Genomic DNA, 24,177 nt, shown 5'->3' on the forward strand with positions numbered 1-24,177 from the left:
CGGAAGAGGCTGTATGTCCGTTTCTTTTTGTCGACGCGCATACTGGCCGGCACCCTCACTGCAGGTTCCCCCAATGAAACAAGCCATCTGGAACGACACCACCCTGGCCAGCAGCGACGCTACGGTCGTAGTCGAAAACAACCACTATTTCCCCTTGGCGTCGCTCCCGCGCGAATACTTCCGCGAATCCAGCCACACTACGGTATGTCCGTGGAAAGGCACGGCGCACTACTACGACGTGGTGGTCGGAGATGCGGTCAACGCCAATGCGGCCTGGTACTACCCGGAGCCGAAGGACGCCGCCAAACAGATTCGCGGGCATGTTGCGTTCTGGAAGGGTGTGCAGGGGACGTAGAAGGGGCGTCGCTTCGTACGCAGCGGCCACCCTGCTTTTGTGGGAGCGACGTGAGTCGTGATGAAGCTTTACCGGTAATGCCTCATCGCGACTCACGTCGCTCCCACAGTAGTTGCACCAACCATTGCCGCCGCACGAGGACGCCGCAGCTTCGCGATCGCGACGAGCTTTGACGAGGTTGGCTCGCACGTCATCGATGGCCAAACCCCGCGTGGGATCGGCTTTGAGTGCGTCGTAGGCCACGGCGACCTCGGTGCGCAGCCAATGCTCGCACTCAGCAGCGAGAGGGGGATAGCGGTCGCGCTCCATGCCTCACTCTAGGCGTCGGCTCTGGGAGCAGCATAGCAACCCGGGGCTTGCAGTGGCACAGTCGTCGCTGGAAACTTTAACCATGCCAATGACTTAACTCGCTTTTAGCTGTTTTTTACACGAATCCCTGCCGACCCTCCTCTACAGTTGAGTAGGCGCAGGTCGCTGCGGCAACACCCACGATCCGATCTTGATCACCTCGACACCAGGTAATCAACCGATCCACCGGCATACTATTGAGTGACGGCGAAGCACCTCCGAAACGACACTTGAAAACGCGATCAATCAAACGACGCTCCCTATCGTCGCCCGTGAAGATCTCTCCAAGGACAATCTCCGGGAAGTTGCGGAATAGCGTTGTCATGAGGACTTCGAAATCAGAGCTGCGAATTCTAAGATCATCCAACCCTTCGCAAAGCAACCTCACGATCTCCTCGACTTCCTGTTCTGGAGCAGACTCAGATAGGCACTGCTGGGCGATCCGCTTGGTCCCTCGGATGCGATTCAATTCAGTCTGTCCGCGCTTCCCCCCGAGTAGAGCGCGAATGGCGTCGCGCCCTGTCGAAAGGAGATCTTCACTCGGCACGTAGTTTCCGCCCCTCCCCGCGAAGAATCGCATTTCTAGCACACTAAGCGTGGTGTAGAAGCCATCATGGCGCTGGTTCAATATGGTGAACAGTTCCGCGAGCTCGCTGTCGGTAAGGGACTCGTGCATGCGGCCATAGGCAAGCTGTCCAAACCGCCACGCTTCGAACTCTTCCCCTCGAGCCAACTCAATCAGCATATTGAACCCCCATGGGCCAATCTTGATGGCGCTGAGCAGGTAGATGAAGAAGGTCCGCAACAAGGGATGATCTAGCACCCGCTCCAACATCACCATGGCCAAGCGGGGGTCGATATCGTTTGCAGCGCTGATATAGCCTTGAAGCACCTGTGGATTGAGCTTCGCAGGCGCCTGCAGTTGCACCAGGCTCAAAAGACGCTCATAAGTGGCAATTAGGTCGACGCTGCCTTGCGCCAGCCCAATGCCGAAAGGATGCAGTGCATCGAACTCGCCCGACCAAAGCCCTGGACCCAATCGCTCTAAGCAACCTAGCTCTGCTGCGGCCATCTCACCAAGAGAGATGACCTTCTCTTTGATCATCTCGTCACTGAAGGCTACTTGCCCCCCCCTACTCTCGATGTGATCCCAAGTATTGGACAGCACATAGGCCTCGATCTCAGAATAGAGGTCGGATGGTGCCGCAACGCGCGAAAGTGACTCCAGCCGAGCCAGTAGATCAGGATGAGCTGAGTCGCCATCGAAGCCAAGCGTCTTCTTTACCGAGACCCACATCTGCGGCCATTCCCCTTTCGAAGCATGACTTCTGACTATCTCCTCGAGATCATCAAAACAGCCCGCAAACGTCCATAGTTCCCGGAAATGACCTGCCAGAAGTGAGCGCGCCCAGTCGCGAAGAGTCAAGTCATCACATGTCAGCACCGGTCGCAGCAAGTTCAAGAAGCCGATATACCACTCGAGCTCTTCGGCACGCGTTCGCGGCTGCCAGCCAGCATCACGTCTACGTGCACCGAAGTCGAACGCAGAGAAAGACGTCCAGTGCGTCGCTTCGAACGCAGCATGGAACAGCTCGGCTGCGATCTCGCGATGCCTCTCGGTGCCCGACTCGAGTAGCTTGCTGACAAACGCACACCGCCGTTCTGGTCGCGCCAGCGTACCTGACAGGTGCAACGAGAACAGATGCCGCATCTGTCCAACTATGCTGTCCCTGTTCTCACCTGACTTCTCGCCCTCGGAGAACTTCAGCATGACCGTCGCAGCACGATCAAACTTATCGTCGTCGTAAGCTAGCTGGTGCAGCAGGCGCACGAACAACCTGAAGTTTCGGTTCTCGCGCGAGGCAAAGCCTGGCTTGGTTGCGGCGTTCTCGATCAGCTGCAGCACGGTCTCCGGGAATACCGGCGCTATGTATAGCAATGCAGACAGCGTGCCTTCGTTACACGATCCAATATCATGCAGCGGTCCGCCGGGGCTCACCCAACTATTTGCCATCCGAACCGCAGGCTCGAAATCGTGCAGGTATCCCAGTCGATGCGCACATGAGACGAAAAGTCGGAGGTTCTCTGGCTTTAGCAGCTCGGCATTGATTGCATCGACAGGGATGTTCTCCAGCGCACGCTTCGCCAAACGATTGGCAAGTGCATGAGGAAGAACTGCTCTCCACTCACCACGACTCTGCGCGAGCTGACGACGCATCAACTCAGCCTGAGCCCGATGCAGACCACGACGATCGAGGCCAACGATGGCACTTAGGACGCCAAGCTCATCATTGAACTCGGACGAGGAGACATTGAAGGAATAGACGAGCGATAGCGCTTCAGCGCATTCCAGAAGTTCATTGGACGCTCCTTTTCGTTGACTGAACAACCTATGGAAAAGGTCCTCGTCGGAGAAGTTTGTCAACGTCTCATCTGCATCTACCCGGCTGGCCAGCGCGATCGCGATGCGCGAATTGCCGCCGGAAAATTCGGCGATTTTGCCCGCGTTCAACTTCCCGATGTCTGGGTGCCGCCGCTGGATCAGCATCGAGACCGTCTCCTCGCTGCACGGCTCGAGGTGGATCACTTCGGTTTCCTCAGGACGATCGTCCGAGATGTCGTACTCGATTGTCAGAAGGCTGAGCATCGCGCTACTTGCGGAGACCTGCTTCTGCAACTGCCGATGCACGTCTGGCGGGCAGTTGTCCAGCACCAATTGAACCGCATGATCGTTAGCAACGATGTATGAAACTAGCTCGGATGCCGTCGGTGTCAAGTTCTCACCCAGGTCGGCGTAGATTGCGCTAGCTGGTGACAAGGCCTCCTCACCAACGTTCGCCTCAAACAGGGCCTGCGCGAATCGCGTCTTCCCCACTCCGGAGAGGCCGGTGATGCGCACCGCACTACCGCGGCGGCGCAACCGTTCTCGAGCTAGATGTATACCCTCAGAAACAGGCATAGGAGTCTTTGCGCTCGAGTTCGCGTCAATCACGCAGGGGTGGTCATCAACAAGGAATGCGTCGTTCTGGGCTGGGGGAGTAGCTGCCCACCTCCCGAAAGGCCTCCAGCCGGACAAGGGGCGGCCGAGGCGCGCACGAACCCACAGCGCAACGCTTGGATGCCGCCGTAGCCAAGTCGCCAATCGATCTCGACCATAAAAGTCAACGCGCAGAGACGCTTTTCCAGGAAGGGTCTCCGCGACCGCCTCCATCGCCCGCACTCGACTCGCCAACATGCTGTCTGAACAATCGTCCTTGCCACTAACGATAATGTAGGCACCATTTCGATCGGCAAGATCTGCAAGTACGAGCTTTGGGGTGCCACCCTCCAACATCTCGTCCCTGCATGCCGCCGCACCCATAGCATGCTTCTTGACCTGGAAACCGCAGATCCCACGAGGAACAAAGCCGTCGTTGGACGGCAAGTCCATAGCCTCAATACGGACATCCAAACCGCCATCAGGTGCCTCCTGCGCACCTCCCCACATAACGCTCTTCGGCCGACGCCCCTGCTGGATTACCTCCGCTTCGCAAAGACGGGCAACCAATTCACGCAGATCGCCAGCACTGAGCGCTGTGATATCTACAGCATCAAGTTCAAAAAATCTCATGATTCCCTTCCCGCAATGATCGGGGCACGCGCATCAAGGCATTAAAGACGGCGCAAAGCAATTTGTCGCCTAGGTCAGACTGCCCAGAATTCTAGGAGCCTGGAAACTGTGGAAGGAGAACCTCCTGCTCCAGCGTCCCCGGATGCGTTTCCACATGAATGGCCAAGTCATTCCACCCGATGGATCGACAAGTTCGAGATATTGCGCTAGACACCGATTCAGCCGTTGGCTTGAGAGCGTAACCGAGACCAATGAGCTCCCTGGGATCCATCAACCACGGCTTCAGGGTGAACCCCGCCTCGGCGGCAGATCCTGCGATGACGGCGCCAATTCTCATCCCCCCCTCATCCAAGTCGCCGAAATGAAACGCCTGAGTTGTCTGGCAAGGAAGTGATTTCAAGATCAGCATGTAGACCTGTCTCCAGGATGGGGACGGCATACCACCGGTATAGAGCAGCACGAGGCCGACTTGATCAGATGCAGCTTCAGCAAACTCATGGAATGTCTGTCGATTCTCTATGGTGAGAACACGCCAACTCAACACGGCTGGATTCGGCACGAATCCAGTGATGTGGGCAGGAGCGAAGCCGAGATATGGATGAACCACTCCCACCACCGTAGTCGACGTAACAACCGTAAGCGGACCTGAGATCAGTACGGGCAATGGTTCCTTGTGCAGGCCTATGGCCGAGAAGACCTCGCTACTATCAAGTCCAGATGGTGCAATAGAGTTGAACCAAAGCAAATCGATCCATTTCACGATGCCCTCCACTCGCTTGCTGTCACCAAACATCATGGCCGAAACCCGGCGCAACAGTTCGTCCCTGACGACACCTCGCCTTGCTGAAATGAGTCTGATTGCATCCAGTATTTGCGCTACAGAAGCATCGGTAGCCTCTTGCCCGCGAACCTTATGGCCCAGCGACCAGCGCTCAATGACCTCGGTCAGTACGGGGAAAAGGCCGGTGTGAGTGTCCAGCATGGAACGGGCCTCTGATACGGAATCACGACGAAGTCGTGCGCCCAAGAAGTTCGCCAGCTTTGCGAGGTTCAGTACGGCAACGCCCGCAACATCTAGAGGCGGCTGCACCATCACCTTGGCCTTGATTTCGATGGCTCCAGAGCGCTCAGCCAGTTCAAGTTCGGAACGAAACGCTCTTGCATCCTCGATGCTGCGCAGGCTGAAGAACTCTGGGCATGATGACTCCGTCAGCCTGAGAGCTATTCGCTCATCCTTGCCACGACTCACTGCATTCTGGGAGCGATTGAAAATTGACGTAAGGAAGGCCCGGGCTATAGTCATGCAACGACCCCTTCCCCATGGGGCATTCGACTTGCTTCAACACGCTTGAGCTCCTCCTCGAAAAGCTCGGGATGCTTGCGCCAGTTATCGGAATCCAGAATTACATGACCATCGTCATCAATGCGTACGTGTTTGATGGAGATAAGATCGTCGTCACGGTACATCTCGATGTAGGTATCCACCGATTCGTTGATCTTACCCAAGGCATCGTCCGGTGCCGCGACGATGGGCTGAAGGCCCAATGCCTTCAGGTACTCAAAGACGGCACGGGTATTCACTGAGTCAATCTTGTCACCCAACTCATCGAAAATTATCAGCGACATGCCGCCTTGATCACCGCGCAACTTTCCCAATGCGCGCGCCATCGACGCTGCAGCAACGATGAAAAGAGGCGCGCGGTGCTCGCCCCCGGAACCCTTGTCCATGCGCTTTGAGAAGTCGGTCACCGTCACACCATTGCTGCGAACGTCAATCTCGAAGTTGAAGAAATTGCGATAGTCCTCCAGAAGCCTGTTGGCCTCTGCATCCTTTCCCTCAAGCATCGCCCTGAACTCAGGAGGAGCATCCACCTGTCCAGAGAAGATATCCCCCTCCGGTCCCGCACCAGCCACCTTCAGTATGAATTTGTACAGCGACTCATGATCTTTATTGAGATTGGTGACGAAGTGATACTTCTCGTTGTTCGAGAATGGCGGCAAGCGCTCCATCGTACTGTTCAGCTCATTGAGCGTGCTGCGCATGCTGGCGAAGTGGTCGCTCAGGCGGGCGGCGATCTGCACCTTGAACGTTTGCTCTGCCGCTTCTGCAGCTTCCGCGGAAAGCACTTGGTAGTGATGGAGCTCGGATTCCTCTAGCCGTTGCTTCTCCTGAGCCATCGTCTCGCACATGGCACCCAAGTCGCCCACCGCGATATCCATCTGCGGATCGAATTGGTTTGCGTATGTAGACATGTCACTTGCCAAGGCCTGCACCTGGGAAGACAGCTGATTGCCACTTCTAACCGTAGCGTCACTAATCTTCGCCACAATCGTATGCAGCGATAGGCCGGAACCATCAAACTCATCGCGTTTTGTTTCGAACCACTCATCACCCACGTATTCATTGCGGCGACTGAGAGCCGCCTTTGAGCAGATTCCGTTGGTTCTATCCGCAAGCTCGTCTAGCCGTCTCTGTGCTTGCCGGAAAGCCTCACCATGAGTTCCGACGTCTCTGCTGCTTTCTTCCAGCTTCGACTGTGCTGCCAGGGCAGCTCGCCTTGCCTCTGTGATGAGCAGCTGACGAGCAAGGAGATCAGGTGCGCTTGCGATCTCTTGCATCGCCGCCTTTGCATCAAGCGCGGATTGCTCCTGAATGTGCGAGTTCAGCCATCTTTCAATGTCCTGGATACGTCCTTCAAGTCCCACCAACTTCTCAAGGGCTTCAACCAACTGGCGCGACCGGTTCGCCTCCTGCTCGCATTCGGCTGCGTTCTGCCCCAAAGTGCTGCGCTGCTGCCGAAGCACCGCCAGGCGATGGCTCGCATCTTGGCGTCCCAACACCAGTTCCGTTGCAGACAAGGGGCGTCGACGGCCGAAATCAGCACGTCCAGCCTGCTCGCCAGTACGGGTGAAGCCCTCTGGGCTATCCGTGGTGACGCGCTCCAATCGCTCCAGCCGGCCGAGTCGAAGACGGATATAGTCCACCGCCACTTGATTGTCACCCGCGATCAGGTGCGCGAGACCCATTGGCGGAACCACACCCATATCCGCCTTCGACTTCACCGGGTTCACCAACAGTACTGAATCCGGCTTTGTATCCCACGGAATCTTGTTGAAAACGGACAAGGCATCCTCAAACTTGCCGCTACGGACAACCAGGGCAGTGCGCGAACGACCAAGGAATCCCTCGATTACGGGTGCCCAGTCGGCATCTGTGACTGTAACCAAATCGCAGACGGGCGTGCACAGAAGTCCTTTGTCTCCAAGTATGTTCACAACTGCTTGGACGGCCGGCGGGAGTTCCGCTTTGCCTTCCTGGATGCGTTTGATCTGCTCGTTAGCGATCCTAAGTTCATTTCCAAGCTTGGACAGCCTCTGCTCGTCATGGTCTAGCTGACGCCGTGCCGACTGGATGATCGGAGCAACCCGCATGCTGGACTCGCGCAATGCTGCCGAGGCCTGCGAAACGTCAAGCACAAGCGCATCGGATACGGATGTACTGGAAACCGCATCAAGAAGCTCAACCCACGGCATCGCCAGATGCTGCCAGCCTCCGAGATCGGGTTTCACGCGGTTGGCCTTCTCGAAGCCCGCCACCACCTCGCGAATGGCCTGGGCCACGTTGGTTTTGATAGGTCTAAGTGATCTCTCTCGTTCGCTGGCCAGGTCACGGGCGGCACTGATCGCCGGATCTGCTGCTGATTGAAGCTCTAGTTCGATGTACACGCCGTTGAGTCGATCATGCTCCGCCTTGGCGCTGTCGACTGCATTCTGCGCTGCCTGATGCCTGTCCCGCGCTTCATGCAGCGTAGTTTGTGCCGCATCAACAGCATCCATGTGTTGTTCACGCTCATAGTCATCCAACAGCGCCCTATAGGTCGCTGCGTGCATCCGAGTCTGAGTAGCCTTATGACCGGCTGCGATCAAGCTTTTGACGTTCTCAAGCCTGTCCAGTGTTTCCAGAACCTTGGCTTGAAGCGAGCGCAGATTGTCGAGCTGGGAGCGGAAGTTCTTGAGCTCGATAGGATAGGCATCGACAATGTAATTTCGAACAAAGCTGCTGGTGTCAGGAACTTTCTGCAGATTAAGCGCATTCTTCATCGCTCGCCGAAAAGCTCTCGGGTCGATGCTGCCCCCTCCTTTGGGGCGCAAGGCGAACAACATTGCTTCAACCTGCTTCTCCGCCGACGGAGGCACTGCGAGCCTACCATTCACGCGACTGACTGCGTCCTCCATCAGCTTATTGAACGTTCCCCAGGCCAACGGCAAAAGTTCCGCCTCGGCGTTCGCTTCAAGATGATCATCTAACGCGAGCGCAACCCCTTGGACCACATAGCGCCCGTAGACGTGCAGCTTTGGGTCGCCCACTGACGCGCCCAGGGCCAGGCCAACCGAAACCGGCGGCAATTCGCCCTCAGTGTCGCGAAACACCATGGTCAAATAGGACGTCGCATTCTCACGAATATGCTCGTCACCGCGATAGTAGCCGAGGCAGTATTCGCGCACTGAACGCCCTCGAGTGCCTGATACCCCCCCTGACTGCGCATTGAGATCGATTTGATTCTGATCCCCTCCGTACAAGACGATCTGCATCGCATCCAGAATCGCAGATTTTCCAGATCCGTTAGGCGCCACAATGCCTGTTGCAGGGCTAAAGCTCAGGGTTTCGGCACGGAATAGGAAAAACTGTACCAAGTGAAATTTCTCAAGCAGATACATCGCCATCCTCCGTGACTTCATTCATTGCGTCGAAAGTAGCCGCATCCCCCTCACCTGCCACTTCCTTACGGAAGGATTCCAGATGGCTCAAGTATTCCTTCCGCAGCAGATCTCCGATCGCGGGATGGATGCGAACCTTCGCGAGCTGATTCCGTACATCGTCCTTGTCCTCAAAGGCAGCAATCCCCCAGCGCTTGAACTTGGTCATCAAAGAGCGGAAGTCCCCAGGCGAGGGAAAGTCCCTGCCCGTTTCCTTCTCGTAGTGCTCTTGCAAGTCAGGCAAATCGACGAAAGTTTCGCCATTTGGCTCTTCGCGCCCCTCGAAACGGACGCGATGATGAACGCCGGCGAGCACCAACAGCAGCAGGGTTTCGTCCTTGCTGGCTCGCTGTTGGGTCAGTACGTGCACGGGCCGCGCCACGATGTACTGGTAGTTGGTGTCGTGCAACAGCTCGATGCCAAGGGGACGAACTGCCTGCTCAAAGTCATTGATATTTCGGCTGACAATGCCGTAATCCTTCCGGGTCGCCCGGTCAGAGGCGGACAAGACCTGATGGGTTACTAGCCGATAGGCCGCCTGCTCGTAGTCCTGCTCTTCGTACATAGTGTCGCGGCTAAGCGCCTTTTCCCAGTGGCGTGCCATGTCATTTCACCTTGGTGATGTAGAAGTCCGGCATGTCCAAATACGGCCCGGCAATTCGTTCATCACCGGCGCTTTGGAAGCGATATCCAGGTAGTCGCTTTGAAATTCCTTCATGGTGCTTCTTTCCGAGGCCTGTCATTGCTTCCTGTGCGTAGGTGGACAGCGTCTGCACCATTCGAAATTGCTTGATACCGGTGATGGGAAGCTGAGACGCCCGGATCTGCCTACCTCCTCCCATGACACCCTGCAAGTACACCCTCACCTCTGTTGGCATGGCGGTACGCGCATCACGCGCACGCCTGTGCAGGTTCATCCGCGCCTCCTGCTCGGCTGTCATCTGCCGCGGAGAATCCGCGGTCCTGGGAATGGGCGGACGGGCGATGCGTGGTTGAAACAGGAGTTCACCGGAAAGCAATGCTCCGGGCCCAACGGGCATGGAGGCGTCGAAGTTCTCCGCAGCATTGACTCCGGCGATAGCCTTTTTGATCCGTCTCTCGAGCTGGCCCGGCGCGCGAAGCTGGTACTCGATCATGGCCAGCATGCGACGCTCGATATGGCGCTGATCCTGGCCCAAGCGATCGAAGTAGTCTTGCAGACGATAGACATTGCTCAATCGCCTGATCGCCTTCTCATAGACAGCCTCAGCCGTGCCTTTATCACCTTTGTAGCGTCGCTCGGCCAACCACACGATGATCCGTTCCCGATGATCCCCGTAATGGATTTCCTGAGTTAGGCTCAACACCTGCGCCTTTCGTGCGAGGGGGTGATCGGCGCCAGCCAAGTCCGCATAGTCAGCCATGACGTGCTTGGAAATGTAGTCTTCAAACAACCGACGGATAGCCGCCCCGGGGGTCGCGGACTTGAATATCTCGCGCTGCAGGGTACGCACGTTCAGACTCATGGCGGCAATCCCGGACAGAAGCGCATGGGCGCTGTCGCCGGCGTTTACGAAGTCGTCACCGTAGACATTGCTTGCAGGATCAAGCACCCGACGTAATGTGTCTTCAATGGAACGCATCTTCGCGCCCACCATCGCCGGCGTGTCTTCTGTGAAGACCTGCAAGGTGGCAAGGAAACGGCTTACCACAGCAGTCATGGACAGAGTGCGCGTGAGTCCCACCTGCTCTTCTTCGAACCAGCCATTCTCCGTGAGATGGCTCAAGTACATGTTGGCGCGAATGTTGAGCGGAGTGAGCTGGCCTACCCCCTCTTCTGCCTGCCAAGCGTCATCGTGTTCGAGGTAGTTCTCGATGAACTGCGTCAACTGCCGCCGTTCCCAGCCGGTCGCCGGGGGAACCTCAGCCTCTGGCCCGAAGAATTCTTCGTACAGACCCAAGAGCAGCCGCCAGTAGTTCTCCCGATTTGCCGAGGCCAATGGGCGAAAGAGTTGCGATGGCAGTACCTCAAACAGAGAGCTGGACACTGTGCAACTCCACAGAAGTTGGGCTATCTACTTCACATTAGCATAAACGCTAACATATCATAAACGCTAACTTAGCATCAATGCTAAGCTGCGTGTCATCTGACCCCGGCCCAGCCCCATGCCCCGCCCCCGCCCCAATCCAAACAAAAGTCCGGAAACACTTCGAGCCATCGAAACGCTGCTCCTCTGGGAGGGGCAAGTCACCAATGAGCGAGTACGCCAAGTGTTTGATCTGCATATCACCACGGTAAGTCGATTGCTAACCCAATATGCTGAACTCAATGGAGGCGGCCTTGAGTACCGAAGCCATGTGCGCGGATACGTGGCGATGTCTGGCTTCAGACCCCTCCTAACCGAAGGGCTGATCGAAGAGTACCTTGCGTTTGAGCGCCCCCAGGAAGCTACAGGCTTTATCGAGAGCTCCCAGCTTATCCTCGGCGGCGTTGAACGACGCCACTTCGCACTGCTTAATCGTGCCTGCAGAGAGGGCAAGGGGCTCGTTGGCGAGCACCGGTCCATGCGCAACCCAGCACCTCGCACCAAACGACTGTTCCCTCATGCGCTGGTGCAGGCAGGCAGGCGCTGGCATGTTCGCGCATTTGTCATCGCCGAGGACGAGGCGGAAGCCGGACGCTTCCTGGACCTGTCTATAAATCGGCTGAGCGGCTTGAAACAGCTGGCTGATCCTCGGCCAGAGCGGGCCGAGCCTAGCCAGGACGCCGCCTGGCAGACACAGGTAGAGCTGTCGATCGTCCCCCATCCGCATCTGACACCAGATCAGAAGGATATGGTGCGTATCGAGTATTTCGGAGGTAAGGCAGCCTACAGGTTAAGAACCCGTGCCGCACTACTCCAATACCGACTACATGAACTGCGCTGCGCCACCGATGCAGAGAAGGAGCCGCCGAACGAATTTCACCTCTGCGTCGACGATCCAACCGCGATCCAACCGTGGCTATTTGGCGAGCTGAATTAGCGGATGGCATGATCGTAGCCAAACTTGAGGCCCGGCACGGATACCGCGCTACCCCTGCCTGGGTAGCTACCCTACATAGGAACCGTATCAGATGGACGCCATTGGCATTCAAAGCCAATTCTCCGTCTGTACCTCAATGATCAGGTCGATGAGCCGTGCCCTCGTGTCCCTATCGATCGAGCGCCAAATGCAAACTACCGCCCCAGCTGCGGCATGGTCCGGGGCATTCAACTCTAGCCCTTCGCTTACTCGGCATTGAGGTGACCAATCCCTACCTAGGCGATTACTGATTGCCCACTTCATAAACTCATGGCACTCTGGGTTGGCATCATTCTGGTCACAGGGGGCCAGGTATGGGCAGTCTGCATCAAATCCACAGTCGCAACGGCCGTATCGGTGCCGGAACCGATACGAAGCCAGAGGATATCGACGCTATCGTCACGGCGCTTCGTAAGGACGGGCGTGGTCATTTGCTGCTTTACTTTCACGGGGGCCTGGTCGACAAGGCCGCGGGTATCGGTATTGCCCAGCGACTTGAGGGGCGCTTTTCTCAATCGGCCTATCCGGTTTTTTCCGTGTGGGAGTCGGGTTTCGTTGAAACGATCCGCAACAACCTGCGCGAGCTGCCGGATGAGCCGGTATTCAAGAATCTGGTGCGCAAGGCGCTAGAGTACGCGCTCCGCCGCTTGGGAGGTAGCAACGGCGCCCGGACCATCACGCCGGGCAACGTCGATGCAGGGAAGGTCCGCCAGGCAGTTGATACATATTGGAGCGATCCCAGTCGCAATCACGTGCCCTACCGTGATTTCAAACCTGTAGTGGGGCCCTCAGGTGCGCGTGCGGCGAGTGCGCTGATCGACGACGCCGAGATCGAAGCCGACTTGCAAACCGACAGCGAGTTTGTGGTCGCCATGCAAACCCTGCCAACCGCGTTAGACGAAGCACGCGATGCATTCATCGGGGGCGGAGCGAGCGTTCGAGATACCCCGTTCTCGCAGGCGGTATCAACGCAGGTCGCCGGGGTCGAGGGAGGCCGCGGGTTGATCGTCTGGTTCAAAGTTTCCCTTCTGGTGAAGCGCATCCTGCAGGGTGTTCTGCGTCGGTACGCGGATCAACGCGATCACGGCCTGTATGCAACGGTCGTAGAGGAAGTGTTGCGTGGTGTTCATTTTGGTGGCAGTGGACTCAATGAATGGGGCAAGGCACTCCAGTGGAACCGCATGAAGCAGGACTCACTCGATGCGTTCGGCGACGGCTCCGACCTGTATGCCGGAACTGCGCTGCTGGAGCGGCTGCGTGCCGCCCATGCCTCTGAAGGGCTGCTATCGAGGATCACTCTAGTCGGCCACAGCACTGGCGCCGTCTACATCGCCAATTGGCTTGACAAGGCATCAGAGCTTCTGCCGGCCGAGATTGCATTCGACGTCGTGTTCCTGGCGCCCGCCATCACCTACGAGCGCTTTGCCGCCACGATCACCCAACATGGCGATCGCATCCGTCACTTCCGCTTGTTTGGCATGCGCGATGAATTCGAACGGGACGATCAGGTCGTCGGAGACGACTCTAAATTTCCCAATGGGCAGGACTGGAAGCGCTTCATCTATCCCAGCTCCCTCCTCTATCTGGTGTCGGGTGTCCTCGAATCGCGCCCAAATTCCGACGGAACGCTCGTCGACGAACCGGACATGCCGCTGCTGGGCATGGAACGCTTCTTCGCTTGGCACCACATCTACTCAGATAGCAAGTTTCCCGAAATAGGTGCAGTCCGCGCGTGGCTCGGAGCTGCACCGAACCGTACGATCTGGTCCAAGTCCCAAGGACAGACAGCAGGCTTGAACAGCACAAGCATTGATCACGGAGCTTTCGACGACGACGAAGATACGCTGCTCAGCGTTGAGAGCCTCCTCGGCGGATGGTGACATCTTCGAGAGCACGCCAAAGGTGCCCTTGTGTACGCAACAGGGAGAGATGTGGACATGCCGCGAGATGATCACTACGCGATCGTGCTGACAATTAACCGTTATCCCGGCCTGAGTGACCTCCATGGACCTGAGAACGATGGCGAAGAGTTCCGGCAATGGCTCCTCGATCCGGAGTACGGCGACCTGGACACCCGACGTATCCAAGTCATACGGTCGCAGGATTATGGCGTGGCAGCGACCCCGGACGACGCAAACCCGACCGAGAAGGAGCTCAAGAAGGCGCTTAATCTATGGCTGCGCACCCCGAACGGATGGCATGACCGCATTGGACAGCGCTTGTATCTGTTCTTCGCCGGACACGGGTTCACAGCCGGTTCGGCGATTCACGACCCGGCACTATTCTCGGCCGTCGCGCAAAACGGCGACACGGCGCATATCGCCGTCCTGCGTTATGCGTCGAAAATCGCCAACGCGGGTTTCTTTGATGAAATCATCCTGGTAACGGACTGCTGCCAGGACGTACTCAAGGCGAGCCAGGTGCTCGAGCCGACTTGGACCCCGCCGGACCGGCAACGAACGGCACACGTCCGATTGTTCCAGGCGTATGGAGCGCCGCGGGGACGTCAGTCCTTTGAGCGCAACATTGGCCCGGCCGGGCAGTCTCGCGGCCTGTTCACTAGCGTCCTACTGGACGCGCTGCGCAGCGCACCGCCTGACGCCGACGGATGGGTGACGGATCGCGCCGTCGCGGACTACTTCCAGGTGCTATGGGCCGATCGCTACGAACAGGAAACCGGATACACGCCACCACTGACTCCCGCAACGAAGCGGATTCGAATATATCAGCGCCCGGCGTCGGCGCCAGCTTCCGCGCTCCCACGCCGGGTTGCCGTCGACCTGAGCCGCATCATTGCTAAATTCGCGGCCATCGACCGGCAACCGGATCCTGACATCTCACCTTACCCACCCGCGCCGCCCACCGACATGACGCCAAATGGGCAGCTACGCAGTAGCCAGCTTCGCCAGCTCGAGCATCCCATCGTGGAGCTGACCCCGGGTCTGCATCTCGTCGTTACACCAGGGAATCTACCCGACGTCGCCTTCGAGGTTCCCTACCCGGTGCTGCCAGCTGCAGGCAACACCCCTCCCGTTGCTGCACCTATCGACATGCCCGCTTTGCGAACCGACGAGGTTGCAGCGCAGCCGGTGGTGTTGAGGACGGACAATCCCAACGCGCAGATCACGGTGCTCGATGCTAGCTACGCTCGTGTCAGCATCGGTACGGGAGTGGTCTCGCTGTCCTTAGCTCCGGGACTCTACAAAGCCCTGGTGCACGTCGGGGCCGAATCGGCGCAATCGCTGTTCGTTGTTGCGGATGCGCCCCTCGACCAGCGGTTGCCCGGGCCCGAATTTTCCGCGGCTGCGCCCGTCATCGGCACGTCAACCACGCACCAAAATCAGTCCCTTCATGCCGCTGAATACTCGATGATTCCGACGGAGCCAAGCCGCGATCTCAGCGAAATCGGTGAGGTCTTTGTCTTCGCGCGCGACTCCAGTTTCAGTCCCGACGGCTCTCTAAACCCCGCGCCACCGTGGCGGCAGTGGCACCTCAGTTCCCTTGTAGGGGCAACCTTGGAGGAGCGCCTCATCCACAGTGGTACGGACGACAGGCTCGGCTACGCCTACCTCAAATTAGCAGCAACAGCTGGCAGCCTCGCACTGCGAACGGCCAGCCCTTGGGACGAGTCGAATGAAGACGGACTGGTCGTCCCGGTGATTAAGGGGTGGCGTACCGAGATCTACCTTGACTGTACCTCAGCTCCGCCAACCCCTCCGATGGTGGACACTCAGGGCGCACGAATGCTCGACTTGGCGACTGCCTCCATCCATCTGGTCCGGATGGGAAGTGCGTCACTGCTGTTCGATCCGATCGGGCTTGCGACGGAGGCGGCGCGAGCGCAGCTTACAGTCGGCCGGGAGGTGGCGGTGCCATCAACCGAGCAAGCAATGGCCAGCCCGATGTGGGCCTTGTACGCGGCCCTCGCTGCCTTCCAGCGGGGCGGGCAGCACATCGATACCGTTGGACAATGCGTTGCAGCCGTTCCTAAGGAAATCAGGGAGGGTCTATCCGATTTTGCGGTGCTCGCGCAATGGCTAGGCCTATCGAACGTGGCCCATCCGCTCCGTAACCCACCCGCGCTGGCGGCCTCATGGAGCCTTGCCTCAAAGCTGGAGGCGCGAGGCGGACTGGCCTCCGAACTGTTCGAGGAGATCGGCCAATGGCGGTCCGGTGGGAGTCTATGGACTCTCTGGCAGCGTTCAGTTGATGACCGCTGGTTGTTGCGAAATCGGCTTTCTGACCAGGCTATGGGCACTCTGAAGGGTAATGCACAGGGGATTGACGACGCGGCAACCCCGCAAGTGCTCGCCCCCGCCTGGTCACTGGACACCTGGGTTCCGGTCGAAGACGGCCTGAGGTGTCCTAATCCCACCCATAGCCCCTTCCAGCAAGCACTCCGTCGGCGTCTTCTGGATGCGCTGGCTGAGCGCCACACCGATGCCGACAGCGGCGCCTTCACCACTGTGTCGCTGCCACCCGAGTCCGATGTCTTCGCCTTGGCAGCGGAGCTCATGCTGTCGCCGATATACGCCATGGCCGCCTATAGCAAGCTGTATGCGGAAGCCCGCCGCCAATCCGACCTGGGCCCTCTCATCGAGTGGGTAACGGTGAACGGAGATGAACCCGACCCAGACTCGACAGCCACCAAGTCGAAGCGCAGCACTCACCTGCAATCAATGGACGACTACTGAGAGGCGAATCGTAAGCGCGGCCTTCACGCGAACCCCATCCAAGTATTCTTAGCGGTGTCTAGGCAAAGTTGTCCCAAGTCACTGCCGACCTGCGTTGCCAGCCCGAAGCGGTTATAGGTCAAGAATCTAGATGAGGTGCGACGCCCGGCCTACAGGATGACATCCTCCCGCGTGTTAGGCGGCTCTCAAGTAGCGCCATTTCTTGGTGGTCCTTGTGCCTTCGCTGTGGCAGTTTGCGATTCGGACCTCACACTACTCACATAGAATGCTGAAATGCCGGTAAGCGCCAATCTCGCCTACGACCTTCTCAAGACCGTGAGCAAACTGGAATTCCAGCTCCGACGGCACGGGGACTTCTTCCGGAAAGACCGGACGGGGCAACCGACGTCCGACGTGGCTTGGCGCAAGGTGCAAGAGCGCGTCCGAAAGTTGGGCGACGATTTCGCGTCAGAGGTTCCTGAGTCGGCGCGTGCGCGCCTTCTCTGTCAACGCGATGAGCGCCCCATGAAGCAGATGATTATTGAAGAGAACGGGAACTTGGTGGCCCGCTTTTGCCCCTGCCCATTGGATGCCGAATCGGATGCGGTCGCGCTGGTGGAAGCCATGCGGCAAGTCCGCAACAACCTCTTCCATGGTGGCAAAGAAGATTCGGAAGTGGATCCGTACGAAGAAGACAACGATTGGGTCTACGCCGCGACGCAGGTTGCGATTGCTCTCCAGCATGCGTTGTCTAACGGACGGCTCGACAATCGCGAATGAAACCACCTCACGAAACTCTCGGGACGGCCCTAGGCCGTTGACGAGCGTGCAGCAAGGGGCGACGCGGCGATTGGCATAGCGCTAGCTAAGGCGAGGGGTGCCGACTAAACGCAGCATTGGCCGGGGGCATTCATGGTAGGTCGGTCACATCAGATCCGTAATTCTGAGATCATCTGGGTCCGATCTTCTGAACCAGGCACGCTTGCGCGCCAAAGGCCGATGCTCGAATGATCGCGCACCTCGTCGAACTATCTCTCGCCCAAGGAGCTCAATAGCTGACTGCTTCCATGATCCTCTGGATGTAGTGACTAGTACGACCTTTTTCCCAGGGAACATGTTGCTCCTAACAAACTCCCAAGCCGGCGGCGCTGGGCAACCACGCCAGATGGGTGTTCCCAAATAGATAGCGTCATAGGGAGCTAGATCCATCCACGCGGGATTTATCCACGCGTCATCAAGACCCCCATCAGCCATAGCATTCACCCACCCGGCCAAGCCCAATGAGTAGTCAAATGCTTCGACAGCACGCAGATCGGCGTGTAACTGGTTCGCCAGATAACTAGAGGCTAAGGCGGTGTGCCCAGAGCGAGAGTAGTAGACCACCAGGGCATCGGGTAAAGGAGATCTCGATGGGGCCGGCGCCTTTAGCTTCTGAAGTTTCTCCAGCCTTCGTCGCGCTGCCCACACGACACAGCAATCAATCACCTTGATCCCAGCGGCAAGCGCGACGATGACTACGACGAGCTTGGTGATTAGCATCATTCAGTACTCTCCATCATGCACTCCCGCGTTACTTCTGTAGTCGCTCTGCGAGGTACTGCACTCAAGGACATTGCATGGTCGAACACCCGCGATCGTCGCCACCTACTATAGCGAGCGGCTAATAGTGAAGCTTCCGAACACCGGCGACTGGCGCTGGCCATAGAACTCCCGGGTGCTGTGGTAACGCGCCATTGCGAATCTCCAGCGCCCGCGCATCACCGCGATGCCGTAGCCGCCTTGGGCGACCACGTGGCGCTTGTCCACGCTGTGGCTGTTGCGGAAGGTATTGCCGTCCAGAGTGATGTCGCGGATTACCCATGCCGCGTCGGTGGTCGCAAACAAGTGCCAGGACCAGCCGCTGAGGCGGCCACCACGGGTCGGCGCGGTGTTCTCGCCGGCCGGGCGCAGCGGCGTGCTGCCGAAGTCGTCGGGCAGCTTCCAGCCGAAGCGCACTTCGCCACCGGCGTTGGCCTTGGTTTCCAGGTTGCCGATCGCACCGCCATAGTGACTGATCGCATCCCAGCCCCAGCCGCCGGCATTGACACTGGCATCGGCCGGCCAGCGGCGCATGCGCTCGTGGGTCAGCATGAACACCGGCTCGTTGTGCAGCTGGTTGTCCCAACCCTTGAACTTCTCGTCCCCTAGCGCGTCGTGCACGGCGTTCTGCACCTGCCTGCCCTGGGCCCAGGGCCCGACCACGCCCACGGCCAGCTGGGTGGTCTGCAGGCGGTCGCCGCTGCGTGCGTTGAAGCCGAAGCTGGCCAGCAGCACGCCGGCATACGGCCGGTCATCCTCGATCAGGTCGCGGCGGGTCGGGTCGGTGGGGGTGAAGATGGCCTGGCCGATGCTGAAGATCATGTTCTGCTGCTCGAACCTGCCGGGGTGCAGGCCTTCCAGGTACTGGTTCACCCAGCGCGCCATGCGCGGCAGGCACGGGTCGGCGGTGTAGTCGACCAGGTTCGGCGAGACCAGGGTCAGCTGCGCGCCGTTGGTATAGCCCTGGTCTTGGTGGCGGCCACCGAACAGGTCGTTGTCGACGCGGAAGCTGATCTGCGGCGGGTGATCGCGCATCGCGTCCGGGCCACATTGTTCGGCCGCCTGGGCCACCGGGGCTCGGGCAGCGGCCAGGAACACGAGTGCCGCCATCACAGACAACCGACTAAGCGCCAGTCTTTTCATGGGCTTGCTGCCATTTGACTCAATGTGAGGTTCAATTGAAGATCTAATGCGCTGTCGCAGTAGACCCGGAGGAAGGGGTTTGAGCCATACACCAGGCCATCAGCCGGCCGCACGCCAATTGCTTTCAAAGGCGGCGCATCCCTGCAGCAGTATCTAGCGCTCTTGGGCTCGCCAAGACGTTCGCCTGAGCAAGAGATCGTCCAGGCCCTCCCCTAGTGCCGCAACAGCCGGCGCCCCAGGTACTGACCTAGACTGAAGGGCACGTCACCTCGCTGCGAAGCAACGTCAGCCGCTCAAGATGGACGTTTCAGAATCACAGTCAGTTTGTTGATCTCTGACTGAGAGAATGGCCACCCCGCCAGCAACTCCGCATCATGTGAGGTGGGGCATATGCGCTCAGCGGGCTCGCCAGATGCGTCCAGGAATGACTCCGGTCGCAGCGAGTTTTGTGGAAGGCTCCCAATCGCAGGGCTAGCCTCCGTGCTGAGCACGGAGGCACCACCGCACTAGCTACTTACGCCGACCTATCCACGCCGAAATGGAGCTACGAAGCAATCTAATGGCCCAGACTGCGACAACCGACGCTCCGATGAGGCCTGTGACTGAGTCCAGCCACGTCACGTCCCAGATCATCCCCACGACAAGTGCAGTAATTGCGAGTGCCGTTACAGCGGTGTCCGTAGCGACGTGAAGATAGGCCGCACGAAGATTGGGACTCCTGCGCGCATCGGCCCCCTTCTCGTCAGCATGGCGCTCATGCGGAACGTGGCAGTGATCAACCGCAGCACCTTCGCGATGGTAGGCAGAATGTAGCCACCGCGCTGAGAATATATTTGTAATCAAACCCGCAACGGCGATGGCAAGCGCTTCTGAGTACTGAACAGCCTCTGGCGCATGGAGACGCTCCGTCGATTCATAGGCCATCGAAGCGGCAATCCAAAGCATGATCATCGCGCTTACGCTCGCCGCGATGAGCTCAACCGCTAGCACCCGAGCCGCGCGCTCTGGGCGGCTCTGATTCCGCTCAGCGTACCAAGCGATAGAAAGTGCGAACAGGAGTACCAGCACGTGAGAGCTCATGTGCCAGCCATCTGCGAGAAGAGCCATCGAGTTGAAGGCCCATCCTCCAGCAATTTCGACGGACATCATGACCGCAGTGAGAGTCGCGGCCTTCGTAATTGCCCGTGCGTTGCCGGTGCTCTGTACGCCCTGCAGAGTCCGCTCGTGCATTGCGTTGGGGGGAAGCAAGGACATGGTCGAAGACTCCAGGCTCTGAGCGAAAATGTATACGCCGGTGGCGTACTGTCAGGAAGTACCGCCCCTTGCATGCAAGGGGCGGCATTTACACTGCTTAGGAGAGAACGCCGCTGAGTCGTGCAGCATGCGCGGACAGCGCATCCATGAGCGGCGGGTTCAACACGTCGTACGGCTCCAGGGACAGAGCCTTCAGGCGGCTACGGACGCCGTCCATCTGTTCCGGCCTTGCGCCGCCGCCTTCGATGATCGAAGACACGAATGCGGCGAAGCGCGGTTCTTCCCAGCCCTTCTGTTCGGACAGTTCAACGTGAATGAAGTCCAGGCCGTAGAAGGCATGGGACTTGTTCTCGATGCGGCCAAACATGTGGACACCGCAGTCCTTGCACGCGTGGCGCTGGATGGTCGCAGCCGGATCGACAATCGCCAGCTTGTCGGCATTCGCCGTGATCGAAACGGTATCGCGGGGAACGACACCGACCACGGAGAAGATGGCGCCTTCCGGCTTCCAGCACTTGGTGCAACCACAGGCATGGTTGTGGGCCACATTGCTTGCGACGGAGATCTCAACCGGCTTGTCAGAGCACAGGCACTTCAGCGTGCCGCCCTTGAAGCCGGCGGTTCCGGCAACGACGCCGGAATCGACCGAGGGATGGATAGTTTGGTGTTGCATGGACTTAAACTCCTATTGTTGGAAGTGCAGCACCGGTTGCCCGGTGCTGCGGTGCATCAGTAGTTGATGACAGTACGAATGGACTTGCCTTCGTGCATGAGTTCGAAGGCTTCGTTGATTGCTTCCAGGCCCATCGTATGGGTCACGAACGGAGCCAGATCGATCTCACCCCGCATGGCGTCTTCGACCATGCCAGGCAGCTGGCTACGGCCCTTCACACCACCGAAGGCGCTGCCAATCCAGCGACGACCGGTCACGAGCTGGAACGGACGGGTGGAGATCTCCTGACCAGCACCGGCCACACCGATGACAACGCTCTGGCCCCAGCCGCGGTGTGCACACTCCAGCGCCGAACGCATCACATTGACGTTGCCGATGCACTCGAAGCTGTGATCGACGCCCCAGCCGGTCATCTCAACGATGACTTCTTGAACCGGACGGTCGTAATCCTTCGGGTTCACGAATTCGGTTGCGCCGAACTGCTTGGCCAACTCGAACTTGGACGGGTTGGTGTCCACTGCGATGATGCGACCAGCCTTCGCCTGACGAGCACCCTGGATCACCGCCAGGCCGATGCCACCGAGGCCGAACACGGCCACGCTGTCACCTTCCTGCACCTTGGCCGTGTTGTGCACCGCACCAATGCCAGTGGTGACACCGCAACCGAGCAGGCAGACGTGCTCCGGATTCGCTTCCGGATTGATCTTGGCCAGAGAGACTTCGGCCACGACGGTGTACTCGCTGAAGGTCGAGCAGCCCATGTAGTGATACAGCGGCTGGCCGTTGTAGCTGAAGCGGCTGGTGCCATCAGGCATCACACCCTTACCCTGGGTGGCGCGTACGGCAACGCACAGGTTGGTCTTGCCGCTCTTGCAGAACAGACACTCACCGCATTCTGCGGTGTACAGCGGGATGACGTGATCGCCGGGCTTCACACTGGTCACGCCCTCGCCCACTTCGACAACGATGCCGGCGCCTTCATGGCCCAGCACCACCGGGAACAGGCCTTCAGGGTCATTGCCCGACAGGGTGAATGCGTCGGTATGGCAGACACCAGTGCTGGTGATCTTCACCAGTACTTCGCCCTTCTTCGGCGGAGCAACATCGATTTCGACGATCTCGAGCGGTTGACCGGGACCGAATGCAACGGCTGCACGGGATTTCATGTGAGTTCTCCTTGGGTGTAACGAGATAAGTGCGACAACGGTCTTTGGGGCGAGCTTGATCAGTGGTACATCGGGCGCGCCGCCCCTGGCGCCGGCTCTAGAACGCGTTTCAATCAGGTCGAATGCGCCTACAGCATTCTTCTTGGCGAGCTGTTGGGACCAAGTATTGGACTTCGATGGATTGCTGTATATGGAACAGATTGGATTTCATAATTCCTTGCGTTGGAATTGTTGACTCGCAGCTCCGCCCCTCAGCTCGCCCGCATCAATGCAACTTGAGGCGAGGCTCCGTACTCCGTCCCAATGCGTCTGCCAGCATGCGCGCAACCACCCGGCGTGTACCGAACAGGCTCCTCTGGTGCATGCGATACAGTGAGATGTAGAACATCCTGGCCAGCCAGCCCTCGACCTTGAATGACCCCATGAGGTTACCCATCAGCGTGCCAACGGCGCCCTCCCTCGACAGGGACACCAGCGATCCATAGTCTCGATAGGTGAAGCTGGGCAGCGGGCGTCCCTCGATACGGCGGGTAATCGCCTGCGCAAGGAAGTGAGCCTGCTGATGAGCGGCCTGTGCCCTGGGGGGAACGTTTGTACCGCTGTGTCCATTCGGGCAGGCTGCACAATCCCCGAATGCGAAGATGTTCGGATCCTGCGTTGTCTGCAGCGTTTCAGATACCTCGAGCTGGTTGATGCGATTGGTCTTTAGGTTCCCGAGGGATGCAAGGAAGACGGGAGCACGGATGCCCGCCGCCCATACCTTCAGCCTCGCAGCAACCTTGATGCCATTGGCGAGTTGCAGGCCCTCTTCATCCACTAGGGTCACAGCCGAGCCACACATGACACGAACGCCTTCATGTACAAGTCGCTCGGCGACCGGCAGGCTCACGCGCTCTGGCAGAGCTGGCAGCACTCGCGGACCAGCCTCGATAAGCGTGATTTTCAGATTCTCGGGAGAGATCTTGTCCAGCCCATAAGCGCTAAATTGCCTTGCAGCATCACGCAGCTCGGCCGCCAGCTCGACACCGGTGGCGCCGGCGCCGACGATCGCAACCTCCAGTGTTTCTGACTTGCCGCGCGCTTGCGCGCCCATGTACTCGCTCAGCAGCCGCTTCTGGAAAGCAATGGCGGCATCGGGATCGTCCAGGAACAGGCAATGATCCGCTGCACCGGGAGTTCCAAAGTCGTTCGTTCCGCTACCCACGCTGATCACCAGGGTGTCGTAGGAGATCGAGCGACGGGGCGCAATAACGTTGCCCTCCTCATCGTACAGTGGGGCAAGCTCGATCTTTCTGGACTTCTGATCCAAACCCGTCATCCGCCCCAACTGAAACTGGAAGTGATTCCAGCTAGCCTGGGCGAGATAGTTGAGCTCACTTTCTGCGGCATCCAACGCGCCTGAGGCAACCTCGTGAAGAAGTGGCTTCCACAGATGCGTCATCCGAGCATCGACAAGAGTGACTTTTGCTCGCCCTGAGCGCCCGAGCTTCCGGCCCAGCTGCGTAGCCAGCTCCAGCCCTCCGGCCCCACCACCAACAATGACAATACGATGCATTTTGATTCCCCAGGTATTTGAG

At 58.6% G+C, this 24,177-nt stretch carries 16 protein-coding genes; 5 read left to right on the top strand and 11 right to left on the bottom strand.

Annotated features, from left to right (window positions below; all coding sequences use genetic code 11):
- The first annotated feature begins 73 nt into the window (after positions 1–73).
- Entirely contained in the window at positions 74–355 is a 282-nt protein-coding gene (locus LZ605_RS05165) for a DUF427 domain-containing protein (RefSeq protein ID WP_102947209.1), read from the top strand.
- Between the two features lie 424 nt (positions 356–779).
- Here the strand turns inward: LZ605_RS05165 and LZ605_RS05170 are convergent, their stop codons facing one another.
- The 5 genes from LZ605_RS05170 to LZ605_RS05190 form a co-directional block, all read right to left on the bottom strand.
- Positions 780–4,313 (bottom strand): hypothetical protein, encoded by a 3,534-nt coding sequence (locus LZ605_RS05170; RefSeq protein WP_249844025.1) that lies wholly within the window; start codon positions 4,311–4,313, stop codon positions 780–782.
- Positions 4,314–4,404: 91 nt separating this feature from the next.
- Positions 4,405–5,562 (bottom strand): Wadjet anti-phage system protein JetD domain-containing protein, encoded by a 1,158-nt coding sequence (locus tag LZ605_RS05175; protein WP_192813847.1) that lies wholly within the window; start codon positions 5,560–5,562, stop codon positions 4,405–4,407.
- A 50-nt stretch (positions 5,563–5,612) separates the two neighbouring features.
- Positions 5,613–9,032 carry an SbcC/MukB-like Walker B domain-containing protein gene (locus LZ605_RS05180; RefSeq protein WP_158704768.1) on the bottom strand — a complete coding sequence of 1,140 codons (3,420 nt, stop codon included), beginning with the start codon at positions 9,030–9,032 and terminating at the stop codon, positions 5,613–5,615.
- The gene (locus tag LZ605_RS05185) at positions 9,019–9,675 is read right to left on the bottom strand and encodes a DUF4194 domain-containing protein (RefSeq protein WP_017354467.1); all 657 of its coding nucleotides are present in this window, start codon (positions 9,673–9,675) and stop codon (positions 9,019–9,021) included. Before LZ605_RS05185 ends, LZ605_RS05180 begins: the two co-directional genes overlap by 14 nt.
- A gap of 1 nt (position 9,676) precedes the next feature.
- Complete coding sequence (locus LZ605_RS05190; protein WP_049400904.1) at positions 9,677–11,098, bottom strand: Wadjet anti-phage system protein JetA family protein; 1,422 nt, start codon at positions 11,096–11,098, stop codon at positions 9,677–9,679.
- 118 nt (positions 11,099–11,216) lie between these two features.
- Here LZ605_RS05190 and LZ605_RS05195 point away from each other — a divergent pair, with 118 nt between their 5' ends.
- The 4 genes from LZ605_RS05195 (at position 11,217) to LZ605_RS05210 (ending at position 17,566) form a co-directional block, all read left to right on the top strand.
- Positions 11,217–12,074, top strand: a complete 858-nt coding sequence (locus LZ605_RS05195) for a hypothetical protein (protein ID WP_146027645.1) — start codon at positions 11,217–11,219, stop codon at positions 12,072–12,074.
- A 353-nt stretch (positions 12,075–12,427) separates the two neighbouring features.
- The gene (locus LZ605_RS05200; protein WP_017354470.1) at positions 12,428–13,993 is read left to right on the top strand and encodes a hypothetical protein; all 1,566 of its coding nucleotides are present in this window, start codon (positions 12,428–12,430) and stop codon (positions 13,991–13,993) included.
- 57 nt (positions 13,994–14,050) lie between these two features.
- A complete protein-coding gene (locus tag LZ605_RS05205; RefSeq protein ID WP_017354471.1) occupies positions 14,051–16,807 on the top strand; it encodes a caspase family protein in 2,757 nt (918 codons plus the stop codon).
- 273 nt (positions 16,808–17,080) lie between these two features.
- Positions 17,081–17,566, top strand: a complete 486-nt coding sequence (locus LZ605_RS05210; RefSeq protein ID WP_017354472.1) for a hypothetical protein — start codon at positions 17,081–17,083, stop codon at positions 17,564–17,566.
- 144 nt (positions 17,567–17,710) lie between these two features.
- Here LZ605_RS05210 and LZ605_RS23185 read toward each other — a convergent pair whose 3' ends face one another.
- The 6 genes from LZ605_RS23185 to LZ605_RS05235 all read right to left on the bottom strand — a co-directional run bounded on the left by LZ605_RS23185 (position 17,711) and on the right by LZ605_RS05235 (position 24,155).
- Positions 17,711–18,328, bottom strand: a complete 618-nt coding sequence (locus tag LZ605_RS23185) for a flavodoxin family protein (protein ID WP_080355009.1) — start codon at positions 18,326–18,328, stop codon at positions 17,711–17,713.
- A gap of 105 nt (positions 18,329–18,433) precedes the next feature.
- Complete coding sequence (locus LZ605_RS05215; protein WP_017354473.1) at positions 18,434–19,474, bottom strand: lipid A deacylase LpxR family protein; 1,041 nt, start codon at positions 19,472–19,474, stop codon at positions 18,434–18,436.
- Between the two features lie 543 nt (positions 19,475–20,017).
- Positions 20,018–20,761 carry a cation diffusion facilitator family transporter gene (locus LZ605_RS05220; protein WP_049400906.1) on the bottom strand — a complete coding sequence of 248 codons (744 nt, stop codon included), beginning with the start codon at positions 20,759–20,761 and terminating at the stop codon, positions 20,018–20,020.
- A 97-nt stretch (positions 20,762–20,858) separates the two neighbouring features.
- The gene (gene gfa / locus LZ605_RS05225) at positions 20,859–21,434 is read right to left on the bottom strand and encodes an S-(hydroxymethyl)glutathione synthase (protein WP_005413334.1); all 576 of its coding nucleotides are present in this window, start codon (positions 21,432–21,434) and stop codon (positions 20,859–20,861) included.
- Positions 21,435–21,490: 56 nt separating this feature from the next.
- The gene (locus LZ605_RS05230; protein ID WP_005413335.1) at positions 21,491–22,600 is read right to left on the bottom strand and encodes an S-(hydroxymethyl)glutathione dehydrogenase/class III alcohol dehydrogenase; all 1,110 of its coding nucleotides are present in this window, start codon (positions 22,598–22,600) and stop codon (positions 21,491–21,493) included.
- A 265-nt stretch (positions 22,601–22,865) separates the two neighbouring features.
- Positions 22,866–24,155, bottom strand: a complete 1,290-nt coding sequence (locus tag LZ605_RS05235) for an NAD(P)/FAD-dependent oxidoreductase (protein ID WP_037590709.1) — start codon at positions 24,153–24,155, stop codon at positions 22,866–22,868.
- Between the last annotated feature and the right edge of the window lie 22 nt (positions 24,156–24,177).

Origin of the sequence: Stenotrophomonas maltophilia, from assembly GCF_023518235.1 — a bacterium.
Classification (GTDB): Bacteria; Pseudomonadota; Gammaproteobacteria; order Xanthomonadales; family Xanthomonadaceae; genus Stenotrophomonas.